Source organism: Nitrososphaera viennensis EN76 (assembly GCF_000698785.1).
GTDB lineage: Archaea > Thermoproteota > Nitrososphaeria > Nitrososphaerales > Nitrososphaeraceae > Nitrososphaera > Nitrososphaera viennensis.
Window position 1 is genome coordinate 1,947,455 of sequence record NZ_CP007536.1, and the last position, 18,510, is coordinate 1,965,964.

The 18,510-nt window shown below is 49.7% G+C and carries 23 protein-coding genes; 10 read left to right on the forward strand and 13 right to left on the reverse strand.

The window, feature by feature from the left end; genetic code table 11:
- The 3 genes from NVIE_RS11085 to NVIE_RS11095 are packed head-to-tail and all read right to left on the reverse strand — an operon-like array spanning position 1 to position 1,274.
- Positions 1-321, reverse strand: a complete 321-nt coding sequence (locus NVIE_RS11085) for a hypothetical protein (RefSeq protein WP_075055304.1) — start codon at positions 319-321, stop codon at positions 1-3.
- 10 nt (positions 322-331) lie between these two features.
- Positions 332-709, reverse strand: a complete 378-nt coding sequence (locus NVIE_RS11090; RefSeq protein ID WP_075055305.1) for a PPOX class F420-dependent oxidoreductase — start codon at positions 707-709, stop codon at positions 332-334.
- A 58-nt stretch (positions 710-767) separates the two neighbouring features.
- A complete protein-coding gene (locus tag NVIE_RS11095; protein ID WP_075055306.1) occupies positions 768-1,274 on the reverse strand; it encodes a hypothetical protein in 507 nt (168 codons plus the stop codon).
- A gap of 99 nt (positions 1,275-1,373) precedes the next feature.
- Between NVIE_RS11095 and NVIE_RS11100 the strand changes: the two genes are divergently transcribed.
- Together NVIE_RS11100 and NVIE_RS11105 are read left to right on the forward strand one after the other, a co-directional pair.
- On the forward strand, positions 1,374-1,967 hold the full coding sequence (locus NVIE_RS11100) for a hypothetical protein (RefSeq protein ID WP_075055307.1): 594 nt from the start codon (positions 1,374-1,376) through the stop codon (positions 1,965-1,967).
- 530 nt (positions 1,968-2,497) lie between these two features.
- Complete coding sequence (locus NVIE_RS11105) at positions 2,498-3,082, forward strand: PepSY domain-containing protein (RefSeq protein ID WP_075055308.1); 585 nt, start codon at positions 2,498-2,500, stop codon at positions 3,080-3,082.
- 291 nt (positions 3,083-3,373) lie between these two features.
- Here the strand turns inward: NVIE_RS11105 and NVIE_RS11110 are convergent, their stop codons facing one another.
- Positions 3,374-3,763: a DUF2267 domain-containing protein gene (locus tag NVIE_RS11110; RefSeq protein WP_075055309.1), complete on the reverse strand. Its 390-nt coding sequence runs from the start codon at positions 3,761-3,763 to the stop codon at positions 3,374-3,376.
- Between the two features lie 377 nt (positions 3,764-4,140).
- Positions 4,141-4,407, reverse strand: coding sequence for a hypothetical protein (locus NVIE_RS11115; RefSeq protein ID WP_075055310.1), 267 nt, complete (start codon positions 4,405-4,407; stop codon positions 4,141-4,143).
- Between the two features lie 135 nt (positions 4,408-4,542).
- Between NVIE_RS11115 and NVIE_RS11120 the strand changes: the two genes are divergently transcribed.
- The gene (locus NVIE_RS11120) at positions 4,543-5,490 is read left to right on the forward strand and encodes an MBL fold metallo-hydrolase (protein ID WP_075055311.1); all 948 of its coding nucleotides are present in this window, start codon (positions 4,543-4,545) and stop codon (positions 5,488-5,490) included.
- A gap of 238 nt (positions 5,491-5,728) precedes the next feature.
- Here NVIE_RS11120 and NVIE_RS11125 read toward each other — a convergent pair whose 3' ends face one another.
- Together NVIE_RS11125 and NVIE_RS11140 are read right to left on the reverse strand one after the other, a co-directional pair.
- Positions 5,729-6,118 carry a hypothetical protein gene (locus tag NVIE_RS11125; RefSeq protein WP_075055312.1) on the reverse strand — a complete coding sequence of 130 codons (390 nt, stop codon included), beginning with the start codon at positions 6,116-6,118 and terminating at the stop codon, positions 5,729-5,731.
- Between the two features lie 910 nt (positions 6,119-7,028).
- Positions 7,029-7,475, reverse strand: a complete 447-nt coding sequence (locus tag NVIE_RS11140; protein ID WP_075055315.1) for a hypothetical protein — start codon at positions 7,473-7,475, stop codon at positions 7,029-7,031.
- Between the two features lie 93 nt (positions 7,476-7,568).
- Here NVIE_RS11140 and NVIE_RS11145 point away from each other — a divergent pair, with 93 nt between their 5' ends.
- Both NVIE_RS11145 and NVIE_RS11150 read left to right on the forward strand, forming a co-directional pair.
- Entirely contained in the window at positions 7,569-7,862 is a 294-nt protein-coding gene (locus NVIE_RS11145; RefSeq protein WP_075055316.1) for a hypothetical protein, read from the forward strand.
- A gap of 161 nt (positions 7,863-8,023) precedes the next feature.
- Positions 8,024-8,422, forward strand: a complete 399-nt coding sequence (locus NVIE_RS11150; RefSeq protein ID WP_075055317.1) for a hypothetical protein — start codon at positions 8,024-8,026, stop codon at positions 8,420-8,422.
- 99 nt (positions 8,423-8,521) lie between these two features.
- On the opposite strand, the gene NVIE_RS11155 is transcribed toward NVIE_RS11150, so the two are convergent.
- Positions 8,522-9,166, reverse strand: coding sequence for a hypothetical protein (locus NVIE_RS11155; protein ID WP_075055318.1), 645 nt, complete (start codon positions 9,164-9,166; stop codon positions 8,522-8,524).
- 564 nt (positions 9,167-9,730) lie between these two features.
- Between NVIE_RS11155 and NVIE_RS11160 the strand changes: the two genes are divergently transcribed.
- The 3 genes from NVIE_RS11160 to NVIE_RS11170 all read left to right on the forward strand — a co-directional run bounded on the left by NVIE_RS11160 (position 9,731) and on the right by NVIE_RS11170 (position 12,088).
- A complete protein-coding gene (locus NVIE_RS11160) occupies positions 9,731-10,546 on the forward strand; it encodes a type IV toxin-antitoxin system AbiEi family antitoxin domain-containing protein (RefSeq protein ID WP_075055319.1) in 816 nt (271 codons plus the stop codon).
- An 89-nt stretch (positions 10,547-10,635) separates the two neighbouring features.
- Positions 10,636-11,313: a nucleotidyl transferase AbiEii/AbiGii toxin family protein gene (locus tag NVIE_RS11165; protein WP_258914184.1), complete on the forward strand. Its 678-nt coding sequence runs from the start codon at positions 10,636-10,638 to the stop codon at positions 11,311-11,313.
- 235 nt (positions 11,314-11,548) lie between these two features.
- Positions 11,549-12,088 carry a hypothetical protein gene (locus tag NVIE_RS11170; RefSeq protein WP_144239682.1) on the forward strand — a complete coding sequence of 180 codons (540 nt, stop codon included), beginning with the start codon at positions 11,549-11,551 and terminating at the stop codon, positions 12,086-12,088.
- 178 nt (positions 12,089-12,266) lie between these two features.
- Here the strand turns inward: NVIE_RS11170 and guaA are convergent, their stop codons facing one another.
- From guaA to NVIE_RS11185, 4 genes are read right to left on the reverse strand one after another with little or no spacing between them, the layout of a single operon-like run.
- On the reverse strand, positions 12,267-13,802 hold the full coding sequence (guaA, locus tag NVIE_RS11175; RefSeq protein ID WP_075056169.1) for a glutamine-hydrolyzing GMP synthase: 1,536 nt from the start codon (positions 13,800-13,802) through the stop codon (positions 12,267-12,269).
- Positions 13,803-13,833: 31 nt separating this feature from the next.
- Positions 13,834-14,526 carry a hypothetical protein gene (locus NVIE_RS11180; RefSeq protein ID WP_144239683.1) on the reverse strand — a complete coding sequence of 231 codons (693 nt, stop codon included), beginning with the start codon at positions 14,524-14,526 and terminating at the stop codon, positions 13,834-13,836.
- 36 nt (positions 14,527-14,562) lie between these two features.
- Positions 14,563-14,727, reverse strand: a complete 165-nt coding sequence (locus NVIE_RS15565; protein ID WP_158435212.1) for a hypothetical protein — start codon at positions 14,725-14,727, stop codon at positions 14,563-14,565.
- A gap of 6 nt (positions 14,728-14,733) precedes the next feature.
- Positions 14,734-15,444, reverse strand: coding sequence for a 6-hydroxymethylpterin diphosphokinase MptE-like protein (locus NVIE_RS11185; RefSeq protein WP_075055323.1), 711 nt, complete (start codon positions 15,442-15,444; stop codon positions 14,734-14,736).
- A 536-nt stretch (positions 15,445-15,980) separates the two neighbouring features.
- Between NVIE_RS11185 and NVIE_RS14935 the strand changes: the two genes are divergently transcribed.
- Positions 15,981-16,475: a hypothetical protein gene (locus tag NVIE_RS14935; RefSeq protein ID WP_144239684.1), complete on the forward strand. Its 495-nt coding sequence runs from the start codon at positions 15,981-15,983 to the stop codon at positions 16,473-16,475.
- 773 nt (positions 16,476-17,248) lie between these two features.
- On the opposite strand, the gene NVIE_RS11195 is transcribed toward NVIE_RS14935, so the two are convergent.
- Positions 17,249-17,791, reverse strand: coding sequence for a hypothetical protein (locus NVIE_RS11195; RefSeq protein WP_158435214.1), 543 nt, complete (start codon positions 17,789-17,791; stop codon positions 17,249-17,251).
- Positions 17,792-18,119: 328 nt separating this feature from the next.
- On the opposite strand from NVIE_RS11195, the gene NVIE_RS14940 reads away from it, so the two are divergent.
- Entirely contained in the window at positions 18,120-18,377 is a 258-nt protein-coding gene (locus NVIE_RS14940) for a hypothetical protein (RefSeq protein WP_144239686.1), read from the forward strand.
- Positions 18,378-18,510 lie beyond the last annotated feature (133 nt).

Sequence of the window (18,510 nt, forward strand, 5' to 3'; positions counted from 1 at the left end):
TTAGCCGAACCCAAAGTAGTGTACCCGCTGGTGCAGGTTGCGCTCTACCTCTGACCTGAAAACCATCGCGCAAAAGCTGCAAAAGTAGAGGCTCAGCTGCTCAAGGTCGCCCTTTTTCAGGACCGCAAGCTCTTCCGGGTCCTCCGTGTTCTCGGCAACGACGTAGTCGTCGGCCGGAAGCGCCTTTTCCAGAGCTTGCTTGACCTTCTTTATGTCGTCCTCGTGCACGATTACAACATCATCACCGTCTTCGGCCGAAAACGCGCCAAGTATGGCCGGCTTTAGTTCTGTGCACAGGCGCGAAATGTCAACCTTGATCATCGCTGCTCTGCTATGCTCCTTCTGGCGCTATTGATATTGCCACAAGATCGCCCCTACCAGATGAAAAAAGCCCTGCGATCTTGGCCTTGAAGCCGTATTTCTTGCTCCTCTGCTTCAGCGCCTTCTCTGTCTCTTCCGGCGTGGCAAACCGCGCCCTTGCTCCCACCCACTCGCCCTTTGGCTCGCCGCGCATCCCGCACGGCATCACCCTGACGGTTTCGTTGTTGCGCAGGCGCTTGACCTTGCCCGTCTCGCTCCTTGTCACGACAAACAGCCTGTCGCCGTCTATGGTGAACCACACAGGGGTTGCCACCGGCTGGCCGCTTTTCCTGTAGGTTTCAAGGTTGATGCACTGCTGTCCTTCAAACTGCGATAGGTCCGGGCCCACGACTGTGGTTGGACTTTGCGGGAATTAACCTTTTCAGTAGCTGCCCTTGTCGTTCCGGCTATAGGTAGTCGTCGTCTGATTCGGCCTCTTCCCTCTTGTCGTCAATCTCGTCAAGCCATTCCTTGCCGGATTTTGTTTCCCATTTCGTCTCGATCTTGGCAGGCGGTGCAAGCACGTCCCGGACGCGGAATACCGCCAGCGGGAGCTTTATCCTGGCCATCTGGTCGAGCTGGCCGTCCGTAAAGTTCTTGCCGTTTCTCGTCTTTACCCAGCAGAGCGCAAGCGGGCTGGCAACTATCACCGCAGTGGCACCGTGTTCTTTCTGGCCCACCTTGCACGCAAGGTAGTCAAAAACAGCCGCCGCCTCTCTTATCTCCGGGACGAACTGCCCGTGCACCTTGACCTGGATGATCCTGCGCGGCCCCTTGCTGAAAGCAAGCGTGTTTTTTTCCTTGAATGAAATGTCCTTGGGTGAAACGTACGCCCAGCCTTCCTGGTCGCAGGTTTCACGAAAATACAGGTCCATAAGCGCGTCCTTTAGAAAGGGGGTTACCGACAGGCCCATGCAAGAAGAGGGTCAGCACCACTCTTGCTAAAATCTTGCTGCTGGCGCGCCGTCAAAACTCTTTTGTTTCATGATGCCTCTCATGTTATGAGAAAAAATATGGCTTCTAGAAAGGACGAAAAAGAAGAGTCCGAAAAGAGATCCGCCGAGGTTGGCAGCAGGGGCAGCGGCCCGCAGCAGCAGGAGATGCAGCAACAGCAGGAGGCAGTGGCCCGGTCCATCGACGAGACCAAGCAGAATATCCGCGAGGCTATAGAGGAGGCAAGAAAAGAGATTCCGAGATACAACCAGGTCGTAAATGATTACCAGAATCAAACGATAGATGCGACGAGGGATATTGCTGAAAGCTACCTTGACTCCCAGAGGCAGGCCATCAATTCCATGCAGTCAAGCTGGATCCAGCACATGCAACAGCACCAGTCGTGGTGGGGAATGCCGATGTCGCCTCAGGCCATGGCAGACCTGTACACAAGGATGGCAGGCAGCTTTGCAGACGCCACGATAGCCACCACGAGGATGGCAAACAACATGATGTTTGCAAACATTGAAGCAGCCAGGACCACGATGAACCATGCAAGGGACAATGCAAGGGAAATGGCGAGAATAGCCGCCGACTTTGCCGATACGTTCGGGCAGGCGACGTCAAGGGAGGCAAGGTCGCGGGCCGAGGATGAAAGGCGCCGGCGCAGTTGACGTCCTGCTACTACGCCTTTTTTTGAATGCCTCTGCGCCTGCCGGCGGCGCTGCGATTGCAGCCTGCCTGATGCACAAACACACACACCCACAATATCTCTGCCTCCTTTAAGGTAATTCTTGATAGAATGCTCTGCCGCTGTTATCAATTGCCAGAACTGGTATATGCTGCCCAAGTATCGGGCGATGTAGCACTGGAAAGCTTTTTGCGCCCAAAAACGCATGAAAAGCAGCAGCGGCCAGGCTGGATCAGCGCAAAAGGCCTGGCGAAAGCAGAGCCTGCCTCGTGGAGTCCGAGAAAAGCCTAGGATTTACAAAAAATCCGAAAGAACTCAAACAATATCCCCTGCAGGATAAAAAATAACTTCCTGATATTTGTAATATGAATATTACAAATAATCTTGATCCACTGTTTCTTCTCCTCAAGTCTTAAGAATCATGGCTTTCGGAATTTAACGATGTCAAGTCTAACAGGAAAGAAGAAGTTGCTAATTCCTGTCCTGTTGGTTGCAGTCCTAGCGGTTGCATCAATGGCAGCAGTGCCATTTGTTGCTTCCGCGCAGACCACAACTGGCGAGGATGATGATGACAACAGCAACAACACCAACAACGACACTATGACCGCGCCGGAAACTAACGGCACAGCAACGACCGACCAGGCAGACAATAGCACCGCCACTGAAGAAGAAACCCTGACCGCCCCGGAAACTGACAACGCCACAGCAACAACCGGCCAAGAAGACTCTACCGTGATAGTGGGAACAATCGTCGTCAACAGCACCCAAACAGTAGGCGACTTTGATGAAGACCTTCTGGCCGTGCAAGAGGACAACGCCACACAGACAGCAGCCGCCGAGGTCACCAATGGCACAGTAGTCGACAGCCAGCTGGACGTGGTACAGGGCTTCCTAGTGTACACGGTTACAGTGCTGGACGTTGCCAACCAAAACCTCTATCATGTAATCGTTGATCCAGGCGACGGAAGTGTGCTCTACGCCTCGCCAGGCATACCCGTAGGCAACTCGTACATAGAAGATGTAGTAGGTGAAATTGGAGGAGATAGCGGAGACGGGGGAAACAGCGGGGACGACGATGACGACGACAACGACGAATGATGTATGACGGCAGAGGGCAACGAAACAACCGTGTAGAAGAAGCATAGACGGAGGCTCTCTCTCTTTCTTCAATGGAGGGCTTCTCCCTCTTCCTTTTTATTTCAAATAATAATTAATGATGATGTTATTGCTGCCGCCGCAAAGGCTCTAGCATTCATGTCCATCATCCGCCAAAAGCATGAGAAAAAGCATCTCAAGGAACACTGGACCTATCCTTTTTAGCGCGGTATTATTGCCGCGTCAGCTATGCTCGTTGTGTTCTTGTTGCTACTATTGCATGTCCGGCAGAGGCTAGTCAAACGGGTTGAGATCTATTTTCTTGAACTTGCCCATGACGTTTTCCAGCAGATCGCCTTCCCCTGTTTTCTCCTGGAGCAGTTTTACTGCTTCTTCTGTGACCTGCTGGGCCTTTTTCTGGTCGTTTATCCCGGCATCAGCGCTGATCTTGCTGATCACCTCTTCGTTGCTCACGTTCTGCTGGGCCGTCGTGAACTGCTGCTTTTCGCTGTCTGAGAAAATATTTGTAATGCTGGACGGCAGCTTTGACAGAAGACTTGACGCTTTGTTTGGGTCGGCTTTTTGCAACAGCGTCTTTGAAACCAGAGCGATTGCCGTGTTTGCCTGCTCCGGGGTGATTCCTACGCGCTGGGCCAGTTGATTTACCAGATCCTGTGTTTCCATACAGGATACTATGCAAGATCACTTTAAAGGGTCAAGATTTTCAAGAAAATAGCATCTTCGATAAATTTTTCTTCGTTTTATCTTGTCGTGTTACTCAGCCCGATTCTGGTACGGCGTTAGCTGGAATATTGTTAGTTGCACTTACACACATACGCGCTAGTCTGATCTCCTAACTGCAAATGTCGCATAAAGAATGCGCCTATCTTGCATCTTTGCGGCATTTTTTATTGTGCGGGTGCTGTCTATCAAATACATCTCGGAATGCACTTGGCATAAAACAAAAGCCTCGTCATCGAAACCGTCTCTCTCTCCCTGTCCAGCTGCAAGGCATCACAGCTGGACAGGGCGCAAGTGAGTTAGCTACTATTGCTAGATTATTATTTGTCGTCCAGGAACGTCATCTGAGGCAGGTTGACAGAAGGATTCTCTTTTAGTGCCTGCGCGTGAATCGATTCTATGTACTTGCGTGCCCGGGTTAGATCGTTAGTCTGGAAGATAAACAGCACTTCGTTTGAGTCATCCGCATTGCGCCAAACGTGCTTCAGGTACAGCCCCTGCTCTGCGTGCTTTAGTACGTCTGCCTTCAGCACGCTCTTGATGTCTTCAAATTTTGCTCCTCTGAGTTTTGCCAGTACGTGTGCCATGATATATTGAGCCTAGTGTTATCTCTGTATCTATATGAAAATATCTTCAGGCTGTAGTTCGGAAATAGCCGTGAACCCCGCTCAAGAACCAAACGGCATCAAGACATTTTATCAAGTTTTACCAGATAATATGCGATGCCCTTGAGGGAAGTCGAGAATGTAGAGGTCACCTGCCTAGTCGACAATAACGTAGACGTGCTTTTGCCAGATACCGAAGTGGCGCACCGGCCAGTTCTGGCGGAAAATTGGTATGAACGGCCGCTGATTGCAGAGCACGGGTTTTCTGCAGCTGTAACACTGGAGGTGAATGGAAGAAAGCACAGGCTGTTGCTCGATTCTGGCCTGGATCCGCTGGCTGCCGCTCACAACGCAGACATGCTTGGCTTTGACTTGACGAGCTGCGAGCTAGTCATTTCGAGCCACGGCCACATCGACCATGCCGGAGGTCTGCTCAGTGTCAGGAAAAAGATGAATCCAGGGCAAAGAGTCCCCCTCGTGCTCCACAAGGACGCCTTTAGAAACAGGATGGTAAAATTCCAGGACGGCAGGAAGATAATAAATCTGCCGGCGCCAAACAGGTCCCTTCTGGCCCAGGCAGGGTACGAGATCGTCGAGGAGCAGTCTCACAGCCTGTGGATCGACGGCAGCGTGCTTGTCACCGGGGAAATAGCTAGAAGTAACAATTTTGAAAAAGGCCTTCCCAACCACTATTCGGAAGTGGAAGAAGGGGGAAAGATGGAAAACGACCCGCTGATCAAAGACGATCAGGCCGTCATCTTGAATGTCAAAGACAAAGGACTTGTGATTATCACGGGCTGCGGGCATGCGGGGATAATAAACACTCTAAATTATGCCAAGGAATTGACAGGAGAAGATAGGATATACGCCGTGCTCGGAGGGATGCACCTGACAGGCGGGCTCTTTGAGCCAATAATCCCCAGAACCACGGACGAGCTTGAGGGATTGAAGCCCAAGTTCGTCGTTCCATGTCACTGCTCCGGCTTGAAAGCTGTCACCCAGATAGCCAGAAAGATGCCCGATGCTTTTATGCAAAATAGTGTCGGAACCAACTATACCTTCTGAAGCTAGTCGAGTTGTCCACTCTGATTCTAACTTTATATTTTTCAAGATGGCAAACTGTCATTGCAAGTTGAAGTGCGCGTGTTGCGGTGGAGAGATGACAGCAGACCAAGAGCTTGAAAAGACGATAATTTACAAATGCACAGAATGCGGTTTGAGCAACTCTGTTGTAAAGGACAATTCCGCCACCGCCACTACTACAGACGGGGCATAGAAGAAAATCCGCCAATTTGACGCTGTCCTATCTGAGCACTTTGATTTCCTTTCTCTTTCCATCGAGGCATATCCTGTAATTGTCAAGTATGTCCCTGCCCAAGAGCGCCTTCGCTGGCGTGCGCTCTGGCAAATCAAGGCATCCCACATGGACGCTTTCATACAGCTCGCCAAAAACCTCGATAGATACCTCGTAGTAAGGGATGTGGATTATTCCTGCTCCGGTTACCGTCTCGTCGCTGCCTGCAAACGAAAGGTTCATGTCATTTGCAATGTACGTAGGTATTATCGTCTTTGATGAAGCAAAATCAAGATGGGCATCGACGACAATTTTCTTGTTGGACCCTGCATCAATGATTCCCATGCTGACCAGTGGCAGGTTATTCTTGTATTGGATCGTTAATGCTTCTGATATCATGCGTGCTGCATCGTAGTACTATTACAGCTGCCCCGCCTAAAAGAGTTAGATGGTTGCTCACGAGAGTAAGTGCATCGCCCTCGTAGAAATTGCGTCACCGACTGTAAAAGGTTAAAGTACTGTAACAGCCCATGTAATACGTGGTACGCAAATTTGAGGAATGGTGGAATAGTGTTCCCGCGGATCTTCGACAAAAAGCCCGCGCGGGCGACGAGGCAAACAAGCCGTTGCTGAACCAGGTTAACTATGTCCTTCTGCACCTTCACCTGGCAGGCAAACATGACCAGAAACCGTCTCATGAGGAACTCAAGGATTGGTTGCACAGCGGCCAAGTAGATGTGCTCAGAATGGCCAAGAAGTAGAGCCCGGCATATGTCGTCTGCAAGGGCTGGTAACTGCACAAAGTCGGCAAAAGAGCGAGGCGGGTAGCAGCATATATGCCAGGCTGAAAAATTCGGGCCTAGACGGCGTAGAGAAGGACATGGTTTTTCGACCTTGCATTATAGTAGTGGCCATTTTCATATACGCAGAACGTCATAGACAGGTTGAGGTTTCCATCGTGCGTTGAATTCCCATGTTATCTGACAATAACCTCGCCTGCGTCTCTTCTCGGAGTTGGCTTCACGTCTTTACCATATCCAAGCCGCATGAGTAGTTGTGGGTACCCCGCACTTCTGCCCGTTGCTTCGCGCAACTTCGAAGCTCCTGCACTCCAATATGGGTTGATTCATGAATGATGCCCAGATATTGTCTGCGCGAGCGCGCAAAAGTATTCTCGCAACAGCCTGGCCGGCTTGCATCCAGTTCAGCGGCTCATCGGCGTCAGTTCCAAGCACAGTCAGGACCGGCGAACCTGTAGCCAACTGCCTGTCCCTGGCAGCCTGGCCCTTGCCGATGTCAAACGTCCTTATCAAAAAAGGACCCATGTGTGATACGATGTCTGGCATGCCATGCGCATATCCCGGCATACCATCCTGCTCTGGCTTCTGTTAGGGTGGATCCAGGCGGCGAGTTCTCGGCAGAATTTTTTATCTGACAGTTGTATCCTGTCTCCCTGGGAAATCAAGTCTGCCAAACCATTCTTTTGCAGCTCTTCTTCAACGATGTCAAGCCAAGCACTATGCGCTCTGGCGATATCCTTCAGCGATGATAGAAGGTCGCCTGGCAATTTTCTATTTTCAAATGGTGATCTATTTGATCTCCTTTTTGTGATGGCCTCAAAGAGCACAATGTCCTGCTGGGCCTGTTTCTGGATCACCTCATTATCAATTTCCTTGAAACTGACCTTTGCGAGCAGGTCAGGATTATCATCATCATCGTTCTTACCCTCTGGCAAGAGTTCGACTGTCTCTGCCAAAATAGGAATCCCTCGTTTACGCACGGAAATCCGGCGCATTTTGTAATCCCGTATCTGAAAGATAATAAACTATCACGGTACCATATCTCCACAATGGAGCACATAATATTCCATCATAATGGAAAAGAATATGCCGTCTATGATGCTCTGACACTTGATGAGATTAAGACGATAATGAAAATGAGCGATGAGCGGGACAGAAAGTTGAATCCACTCAATTCCAAATCAACAAGAAAATATTTTGAAGATACAGACAAGATGGCAGCAGCATTACTGAGAAGATGCTTTCACATGACCGACAGCCAAATCTCAGACATCGAGCAGATTGAGCGCCGAAGCCTCGCCAGCGCTTTTATCCGATTTCTCAGGTCTGCAAATGGTCTGTAGCTGCTCTGCGACTTTGGTGTAGAAAGAGGCAGAACGACAAACCCCTCCTTCTTTGAGCGTGAGAAGGCAAGTCATAGGAGGCAACTCTTAATCCAAATAGGTGATTTCTTATCTAAAAAATAGTCACAATCCTTAAGAATTGCTTCACTTAGAGAGCAATTATGGAATATGGCAAGTTTGGGAGGCCTATTCGCGCAGGGATAATAATAGTAGTATCTGCAATACTGGTAGTTACCATGACGGTGTCTTCTCTTGGCACGAAACAAGCATACGCGCAGGTGAATCTGACAGGTGTTTGGACTGCTGATGATGGAGGGACTTATTACATCCGTCAAATTGGTTCAACTGTGTGGTGGTTTGGCACAAACGGCCAAGATGGATTTGCCAATGTATACAAGGGGACTATCCGTGGAGATAATGTGCGAGGTCTTTGGGCAGACGTCCCGTACGCGGTAACTAGCAGTGGTGGCCAGCTGGTACTCAGAATAATCGACAATGACACGCTGGAAAAAGTTAGTCAAACAGGCGGATTCTCTGGCTCGCTCTGGCAAAGAGCATAATGTGGCACCTGTCATCCTTCATTTTTCCTTAGACACCGATGCAGAAGGAGCCAAATTTTTCATCTACAGGCTAATTTAACGTGGAATCAAAAAGCATCACTATTTTGTAACTACAACTTCGCCTTTCATCCAGGGGTGCACTAGACAAACGTAGTTGTACGTTCCAGCTTGGGTGAATGTAACCGCAAATTGATTTATCGGCGGAACTCCCTGTGGGGTCTGGTCCTTTGGCCAGATCCATCCAGAGTTGACGAATTTTTCTGTACCATCCATGCTGTATTCTGCATCAAGTGCCAAGTATGATGCTTTATCGTCTGAATTTATGACATCGGGAAAGAATGAGCGCTTGTTTAGCGTGACTACAATATTTGTATCGTTGTCATTAGGCATGATGAAAGGTTCTCCATTCGAGCTAGGTGAAAGAGGGGTGAAGGTTACGTTTTTGGATACTATAAAGGGCGAGCCAAAATCTGCAAAGGTGCTATTGTCTTTCATGAAAGTTACCGTGTGAGGCTCGCTAACGAGTGTGGGGTTAATCCATACCACCTTTTCACCGACTTTGATTTCTATGTGACTGGGTATGAAAACGGTCAGCGGGGCTTCTGCGCCGCCTGCCCCGGCTCGTACCGTGGTAACCTTGCCTGTAGAAGTTGTTGTTGAGGATTTGGTTGGGTCAAGCTGCTGCTGTTGTTGTTGCTGTCCCTGCGATGCATTTGTAAGAGAGATCGTTCCCGCGATGGCCATGAAAAGTCCTGCTGCAATTGCGGCGGTTAAAACAAGACCTCGCCTTACCACACTACCACCATCATCATCCGCAGTATCTTTGCAGGATCATTGCTTATAAGAATGTGGGAATTGGTGCATAGAACCGCGATATCGTAGAAAAATAGTACTGGCCATCCTCCGAGGAAGAATCCGCGGCATTGGCAAATTCAAGACGTACGAGATCGACCCCAACGCCGACCGGAAGAGGTTCTGGCCGGAGAGGATAGCAACAGTTCACGGCGAGTTATGCATTGGCTCCATGCCTCTTGATGTTAACTTGGATGGCAGGCTATACGCCAAGGAATCTGGCTTGTCGTTTTATAGCGAGCAGGATGACCGCATCGGACACAGTTTATCCAGCTGTCCAAGATTGCGCACTATACGGACAGGCGTATAGAAAAGTCTTACAGCTCCAAGTTTGGTTAGCGGGTAGAAACGACTTACCAAACAGCTATACTTTTTCTGCATTCTTGTGATATATCGCAGAGTCTTTGATAGTCACATATTAATACTTGTGTAACGATACTCTTGTTATACAAGAGTATGAGCACACAGCACTTAAAACTTGGAGCACAAGAGCTCAGGTTGCTCTTTACTCTTGAGAAAGAAAACAAGAGCATCTTCTCAATGAGAGACGCCAAGAAGATACTTGGGACTTCCGACGCCTCGGTATGGAACGTCATCTACCGCCTCAAGAAAAAGAAGAGGATAGAGGAAATAGAGCGAGGAAAGTACCTGCTCATACCTGCCAGGGCAGGATATGAAGGACTGTGGTCAGAGGTTCCGTTTCTGATACTGCCTAACATCTTGAATGAATACTATGTTGGCTTTTACTCTGCCCTCAATTACTGGGGAATGACAGAGCAGGTGCCGCGTGTAGTGTTTGTTGCCACAACTAAAAGAAGAAGAGACCTGGAATACGGTCCGAATCTCTTCAAATTCGTAAAACTGTCGAAAACAAGGTTCTTTGGATTTGAAGAAGGCGAGATGGCAGGAACCAAGTTCAAGATATCATCTAGAGAAAAGACAGTACTGGACTGCTTGATGTATCCCAAATACTGTGGCGGGATTGATGAGGTTGTAAAAGGCATATGGGAGGCAAAGAGCGAGCTGGACTTTGATAAACTTCTAGAATATGCCAAAAGACTTGGGATTAGCGTCGTGACTAGAAGGCTAGGTTATGTGCTTGAAGTGCTCAACATCAAAAAGGAAGTGGCTGACAGGATAGCCTCTAGCAAATTCAAGGGATTCATGTGGCTTGATCCGCTAGGACCAAAGAAAGTTATTGGATATTCAAAGAAATATGGCTTGATAATCAATAGGTCCGAAAAAGAGCTGAAACAATGGATGGGGTACTAGAATGATAACAGACCGTGAACTAAGGGCTCTAGCCAGAGAAAAAAAATCTTCCTGTTGACGTAATTGAAAAGGACTATGTTCTTGGGTGGATATTATTCGGAATAGCATCAAGCGCTGCTTCAGATTCCTTGGCATTCAAGGGCGGGACCGCACTGTCCAAGGTGTACTTTCCCGGCAAATGGCGTCTTTCCGAGGATCTAGACTTTACCACTGTTGGTGACAGCGAGATGGTGGTTTTGGGTACAGGCGTAATGTACGAGGTACCAGGGATCGTAAAGAAGGAAAGTGGAATAGACATAGAGATGAAGGGGGATCCACTTGCTAATCCAGAATTCTTCCGTGGTAAGATCAAGTATACAGGACCATTAAGCAAGAACCATATCAAAATTGAAATCTCTAGTGAACAGTTTGTTGGCAAGGTCGTAAGAAAGTCGGTTCCCCACGCGTATGATTATCCGAGATTTGAAGTCAATGTCTATGTGCTTGATAACCTGCTTGCAGAAAAGATGAGGGCAATCATTGAACGTGGAAAGATAAGGGATTACTATGACGTATGGAGGCTGCTAAAGACTTGCAAGTTCGATAAGCAAGAGTTGAAAGAGCTTTTCCTTCAGAAATGCAAGTCAAAAGGAGTTACCTTTACCGGCATAGAACAGATGTTTCCGGCAGACATTGTAAAGAAACTCGAACCATACCTTGACACATGGCTTACCAGACTTAACCCTGAACCTCTGCCTGAGCTTGAGACAATCTTGGCAGCCATTTAGAACTTCTGTTATAAAACTAATGTATCATCGCTCATGCCATAAGAAGGGTCTCTGGTTTTCGTGCTCGGAAAGGGGATGCCTTCCAAGAGAGAGCTGGTGCCAAGGGCTGATGCTACTCGATCCGATGATGTTTCATAAAATTTGCTCATAATGTCATAATTAAAGCAAATACTCTATCATTTAGCAGTAAGATATCGTAATTAACCTTAAATGATTCTTAAAGATGACAGATTTCATGTCGGAAGACAAAGATGATGATACCGATATCAATCAGCAGAAAATACACCCGACTTTTGGAAAACTTGTCATCGTCACGATTGTAGCATTGACTCTATCTATTGCAACCATTGGCGCAAGTATCATGCAGGCAAATGCTGCCGTGACTGCGGCCAAGGATTCCCTGGTCAAGATTCCCCCGCGCATCTGCACTACCACTCTAACAATATCGAGCCCCGCGAATGGCGCAAACTTCTTCGAGAACGAGCGCGGTCCGGGAAATGATGGATTCATGACAATCAAATTCAGTGGCTCCTTATCAAACCCCTGTAGAGTAGTATTTGCAAATCTAAATTGGTACCTTGACGGCAAATCCTTGGGAGCTGGCGGCGTGGTCTACAAGACACTGTTTGCAGGTTGCGAGTCATATACTCCCCATACTGCAACACTTGTCGCGACATTTCAATCGCCTCCTGCAAAAGCACAGTCTGACGCGACCTTTCAAGTTGCTAGCTCGATGTCCAAAAGCGTCTCTTTCACAACGGGAGCCGTATGTTGAAAAGCCTGCCTGCTACTGACCGGGATGAGATGAAGAAGACTCTGCTCATTCCTCCCTTTCTCTATATTGTTATCACCAGATAGACACGCTCATCCCCAACATTCTATATTGCTATTGACCCAGTTTCGGTCACTAAAAATGGTGTGTTTTCACGAGGGAAACGGGGGGATACTCTTTTTTACTGCGGCTCTATCGTGGCCGGCGGCTTGCTTGACACCGCATACGTGACCCACGTCGCCCCTTCCACCTCGTTTGTGATCCTGTTGCTGATGCGCTCTATCACGTCGTACGGCAGGCGCGTCCAGTCGGCAGTCATGGCGTCAATCGACTCGACGACGCGCACCATCACGACGTGGCCGTACACGCGCTCGTCGCCCAGTACGCCGACAGCCCTGTCGTCGCCTACAGCCGCATAAGCCTGCCACACCTTGTCGTAATACCCTGCAGCCTTTAGCTCGTCTTCGACAATCTTGCTTGCGTGCTTGGCAATCCTCGTCTTTTCAGGGGTTATCGCGCCGATTATCCTGACGGCGAGGCCCGGCCCGGGGAACGGGTGCCTCTTTAGCAATTCGTCCGGCACCTCGAGCAGCTTTGCAACCTTCCTCACCTCGTCCTTGTACAGAAAGCGCAACGGCTCTATCACCTGCAGCTTCAGCCACTTTGGCAGGCCGCCCACGTTGTGGTGCGTCTTTATCACGGCGGCCGGGCCTTTTGACACGCCGCTTTCAATCACGTCCGGGTACAGCGTTCCCTGCGCAAGCCACTGGAACGGCCCGTGCTTTTTCGCAACCGTTACAAACTCCTTCGCAAACTGGTCGCCGATTATCTTGCGCTTTTTCTCCGGGTCGGTGACGCCCTTTAGCCTTGACAGAAAGCGCTTTTCAGCGTTGACGTAGATGAGGTCGATTCCAAGGTGCTCCTTGAACAGCCTGACCACCTCCTTTTCCTCGTCCTGCCTGAGGAGGCCGTGGTTGATGAACACGCACGACAACTGCTTTCCAATCGCCCTGTGCATGAGCGCGGCAACCGTCGTCGAGTCGATGCCCCCGCTCACCGCGGCAAGCACGCGCTTGTCTTTTCCCACCTGCTCCCTGATTTCCTTGACGGTGGTGTCGATAAAGCTCTGCATGTCCCACTCGGGTTTTGCGCCGCTTATCTCCTGCGCAAAGTTCTTCAGGATCTGCATGCCCCGCTCGGTGTGCACCACCTCCGGGTGGAACTGGATGCCGTACATCTTCCTCTCGTGGTCGCCGATTGCAGCCGACTGCGAGTTCTCGGTGTGGCCGATCACCTTGAATCCGTCCGGCACCTTTTCCGCCGCGTCGCCGTGGCTCATCCAGCAGTTGATGCTGGTGTCAAGGTTCTTGAAAAGGTCGGAATCGTCGTCTATCTTTAGCCCTGCCCTGCCGTACTCCCTGCTTGCCGCCCTTTTCACCTTGCCGCCAAAGTTGTCGACAAGCACCTGGTGGCCGTAGCAGATGCCAAGTATCGGCTTGCCCATCGCAAATATCTGCCTGTCCGGCTTGGGCGCGCCCTTGGCGTACACGCTTGCCGGCCCGCCGGAAAAAATGATGCCCTTTGGGTCCATCTCCTTGAGCGCCTTTGCCGGCGTGTTGTACGGCACGAGTTCGCAGTACACGTTAGCCTCCCTTATCCTCCTGCATATCAGGTGGCTGTACTGCGAGCCAAAGTCGAGGACGACGATCTTGTCTATTTTGTTATTATTATCATCTTCTGCCATTATTTCAGCTTCCAGCCTTTTCCAGCATCCTTGTAAACACCCAGGCAGCCGTGTTGAATATCTCTGTCATACGCTCCTTTTCGCGGTAGTTTGTTATCGTTATTTTCTTTATCATCATGCCTGCGTCTTCGTCGACCTTGTAGCTCATGACGCCGGACTCTGCCAGCGCGCCCTGTGCCACCCTGTCGGCGTCCTTGCTCTTCATGCCGTCGAGTATCCTGCCGAGAAAGAACGACCGGAACGGGGGCGTGTTTACGCTCAGGCTGACCCCGGGCGCCGGCACTATGGTTATCGAATTGGCAGTGACCTCTGCGTTTGCAAGGAGGAAATCGTCCTTGGCCCTCTTTAGCGGCCTGACGTCCCTGCCGGGGTCAAAGCCCGCCGCTGCTGCGGCCGCCTGCTTTGCCGGCTGTGGCGCCGACGCAGCTATGGTAGTAGTAGACTTCTTGGCCTGTGGCGCTGGCGGCGCTGCTGCCTGCTGCTGCGGCGGCCTTGCCGGCTCGCTTGTAGTCGTCGCCGCCGACGAAGTCGCCATTACCGCCGCGGCCCTGAAGCTGCCCTGCTTTAACACGCTGTCAATGATGGCAAGCGTGGCCCTCAGCCTCTCCAGCTCTTCCTGCTTGTCTGAAATCTGCTTCATGACCCACTCTCGGAGCTCGGCTGCACGCCTCACGTCATCCTCGGAATAGCCGGACATTAGCAAGCCCTCTTGATCCTAAATGGTATAATAGCCTTACCGCCTTTTCTGCTGCTGCCGCTTGTTGAGTTTCAGCACTATCAGGACGGCGACGCCCCACAGCATCGCTGCCGGGATATGCTGCCCAAAGAACCACGCGGCGCCCCCTGCCACGGCAAAGACTATGCCGAGTATGCCTATCGCCTTTTTCTGGCTGACCATGCCTTGTTAGTAGTAGGGAGAAAAGCCCTTGACCGGCTTTTTGGAGGCGTGGAACAGCTGCGAGCGCGACTGCTTGGCAAGCGTCTCCAGCAGGCGCTTTCCGGCCTGCATCTTGCGCTTTTTCAGCTCCGGGTCCTTGACGTCCTTGTACGCGCTTGTACTGCCAAAGTCCATTCCAACCATCACTATCTTTTTTGCGCCAAACTCTTCTGCCAAAAAGACGCACCTGTCGCCGTCCGTGAAACCGCCAAAGTTGTAGACGTTTTCAACGGGCATCACCTGCGTCGTGCCGAGGACCTTCTTGAACTTTGGCACCAGCTTTTTCAGCATGTCGGTGTTGTCCCCGTGGGCGTGCACGACCATCACCGCGCCTGACTTGGCCGCCTTTTGCAATGACGCAGAATCGCCGTCAAGATCCGTCACCACGATGTCCGGTTTTATCTTGTTCTCCAAGAGCGCCTGCACCGCGCCGTCGGCGGCGATCTTTACAAAAGTCTTGTTCCTTTTGATCATCTTGGTGTTTTCAACCAGGCTCGGGCCCGCGCCAAGGACAAGCACGTTCTTGCCGGCGATCTTTTTCTGCAGGACTTTGGGCTCAAGGGCCTTCCTCTTTATCATGCCAGAAAGCATCCTGGCCGCCTCCTGGTCCTTCTCTGTGCTGTAGCCAAACTCTGCGCGGATTCCTTGGTAATACGGGAACCAGTCGACGAATTTCACGGAATGGGTTGCGCAGACGTTAATATTAATATCTTTTCTGATCGGAGGGTCAAAGGCGTTCTTGGACTTTGGATTTCTGCCTGCTCAAGAGTATCAACTTGGGGACGCTGCTTCCTAAAGCCTTGCACCTTAGGACACCAATGTACTTGCCATGGCGCACAAGCATTACCCATATTCCACGCGTCCCCTGTGCACTCAAAAGCTTGACCTGCTACGCCGTGCTTCTTCGCTAGCAGGCCTGCCCTGGCCTGCAGGTGCGCTCGTCTATGAATGTCGCCGTCATAAACATTCTTTTTTATCGTACTCGAAAACGACCAGAATCTCATCGACCTCCTAGACGGTGAATCATGGGCTGTTTGGGTAGCTGAAAAGTACAGCCCCTATTTGTACGAAGGAGGGATCGTCAAGGTGCTAAAGCCAGAATTCGCCGGCCTTGAGAGGCATTTTAGGACATCTAAGTATGGGTAGAGAAGTGTACTCTAATGTCCTCGTATAGAACTTAGACATATATATTATCCAGTAGTAGGAATATTACCTTGAAGAAAACCGTAATCATCGCCATAATAGCAGGCATCGTGATTGCCGGTTCCGCTGCTGCATTTTATTTCGGATCAAGACGGCAGAGTGACATCCTTCCCAATGAAAATCCACTTCCATCTGGTCCTTCGCCGCATGTAACTGCATCTATTGAAGGTTTGTCTGAAAAGCCATACTCGCTGAATAATGCCGTTAGTTTTCAAGCAAAAGTCACAGGAAAGTCTGCACAAGATGATTGCGGCTCTTTGCATCTCGTTGCAGAAAGCAAGAGATCAGATGGTTCATACGCGCAGGTCTCAGATTGGAATGCTACACTGCGATGCTCAATGAAGGCGTCTGATGGTACAAAGGCCAATTTTGAATACCTCTTTCCTCAAGAAGGAAACTACAATTTCACTCCCGAATCTCTAGGCGATTATAGAATTACTGCCACTGTAACAACTCCAAATGATGGCACCTACAGTACTTACAAAACAATTTCAGTCAGCAGCTAAAAGTTATAGAAAAGAAAGGAAAGGCGGCGTCAATCCACCTTTATGTACTAACAGTTTACGGTGACTGTGGCCGACCCGGTACCTCCAGATGAAGTAATGCAGCTAGGTGGACTGCTTGCAGTACTCGAGAACGTGTATGGCGATAGAGCTTGCGAGCTACCGGTTCCACCAATTGATGTGAAGGATAGATAGTTTGTAAAGCTCACACTACCATTCATCGAGTGGAAGTCAGAGCCGGTGTAGTCATAGCTCTCTAGCGTCGCATATGATTCATACATTGACGTACCATAGTCCACGGCATTTAGACATTGGCTAGCAGAGTTCAGAGCATTGTTTCTGTCAGTGACGAATTGACAATTCTGGTGACTAGATACAGCGTCATCTAATTGGATGCTGGTACCTGGAGTGAAGTATACGTTTGTCCAATAAAATTCCACCCTGTTGCCAGTCGTTTCAGATACAGTTTCAAAGGACGCTCTCCACTGAGTGCTTGAATATGCTCTTATTTCTGGTTGTGTAAGTATGTCGTCATCACCGCCGGTAACATCTGCACCAAGCCAGTATAGTGTTGTCGCAGATATTGCACTAGAATTAGGCAATGAAGGCGTATTTGCGTTGGTCCTAACTTCAACGATGCTACTGAGGCTATGGTCGGCTCCTACATGCCAGTATGCACTTGCTTCGGGTAGTGCCCAAGTCGTGGTAAAGAGAACGAGCACTCCGAATATTGCTCCAAAATATTTGGCATCTATTTTCATTTGTTTCAACTCCCTCTATGTGACTTGTATCCCAAATGTCGTTATGCTTCCAACCTTTACTGGGGAGCTCTGATCAGGAAGATTCATCATGGTGTCTGAGACGACCTCGTAAGCATATGTTCCGGTTGGCATATCTTGTGCAGCATTGACGGTAAGGACCAGATGCTTTGCAGCTGAGACAGTATTTTCAGATATTGAAGCTGTTATCCCTTGGGGTATACAATCTATATGCAGATTTGAAGTCCCACACACCGGCAGGACACTCTGAACATACACATTGCCTGTGATACCCAACATCTTTGGACTAACTAGTACATCTATCTGCGCGGTCTCTCCCCTCTTGACTGTAACAGTTGATATTTCTGTGTGGCCGTTCACAACGATTGAAAAGGGTTCTGGTGGTGCGGGCAAGGATTTTGCACCTGCCTTTGCAATTCCTCCGCCAAATTGTGTCGGTACTAGCGATGCACCTGCACCGCTTACTGCCATTGCCTGTCTCTGGTTGTCTTGTGACATGACGGGCCTGATAATAAAGCCCGCTGCAATGCCCAAGACCAAGAGGCCGACTACACCTCCTACTATTGCGTACGTAAGACTGGCTTGCATCGGACTTTAGCTAATTTTCTTCTATATACCTTTTCTGGATCTTTGTTAACGTAGTTTCTATATTTGGATATAAAATAAAGATTCCCGCTGATTAGAGATAACCATGAGCGAAATTGATGTCGTACCCCGCCACCCGAAAATCAACACCCAAAAATAACACCTTGGGATTCAACAGGACTGTGCTTTAGATTAGTTTGCAAAATATGCCTTGTATTTTTCCACGAGCCTGTCCGTAGTTAAATAGCGGTTAGTCAACTCATAGAAATAGTGGTCAGCTGATTTGGCAGTCACCGTAAATTCAAGCCGGGAAGGTCCTGTCATCGTCAAAACAAGGACTGTTCATGAAATAAAACCCAAGTCAGGAAAGGATTTCGTATACCGGCGCGTGTACGTCGACGTTGGCAAGTGCGAGATCTCCAAGTATAATTTCAGCGAACAGACGTCACTTCTGACCCGTGATGCCACGATGGGCGAGTATGCCAAAAAGCCTTGCGCTTTGCTTCCAGAAGGCGAAGATGTGTCCAGCTTGTCATTCTAAAACGAACCATCTATCAAGTCGGGCTGACCTCCAGTGCCGAGGGCCTGCGAGGCGATTAGGCCTTGACCCTTGCTTTATTCTACTAAAAAGATAGATGGCCGGCTGCTTACAGGGGATCCTGCAGAACTTGCAA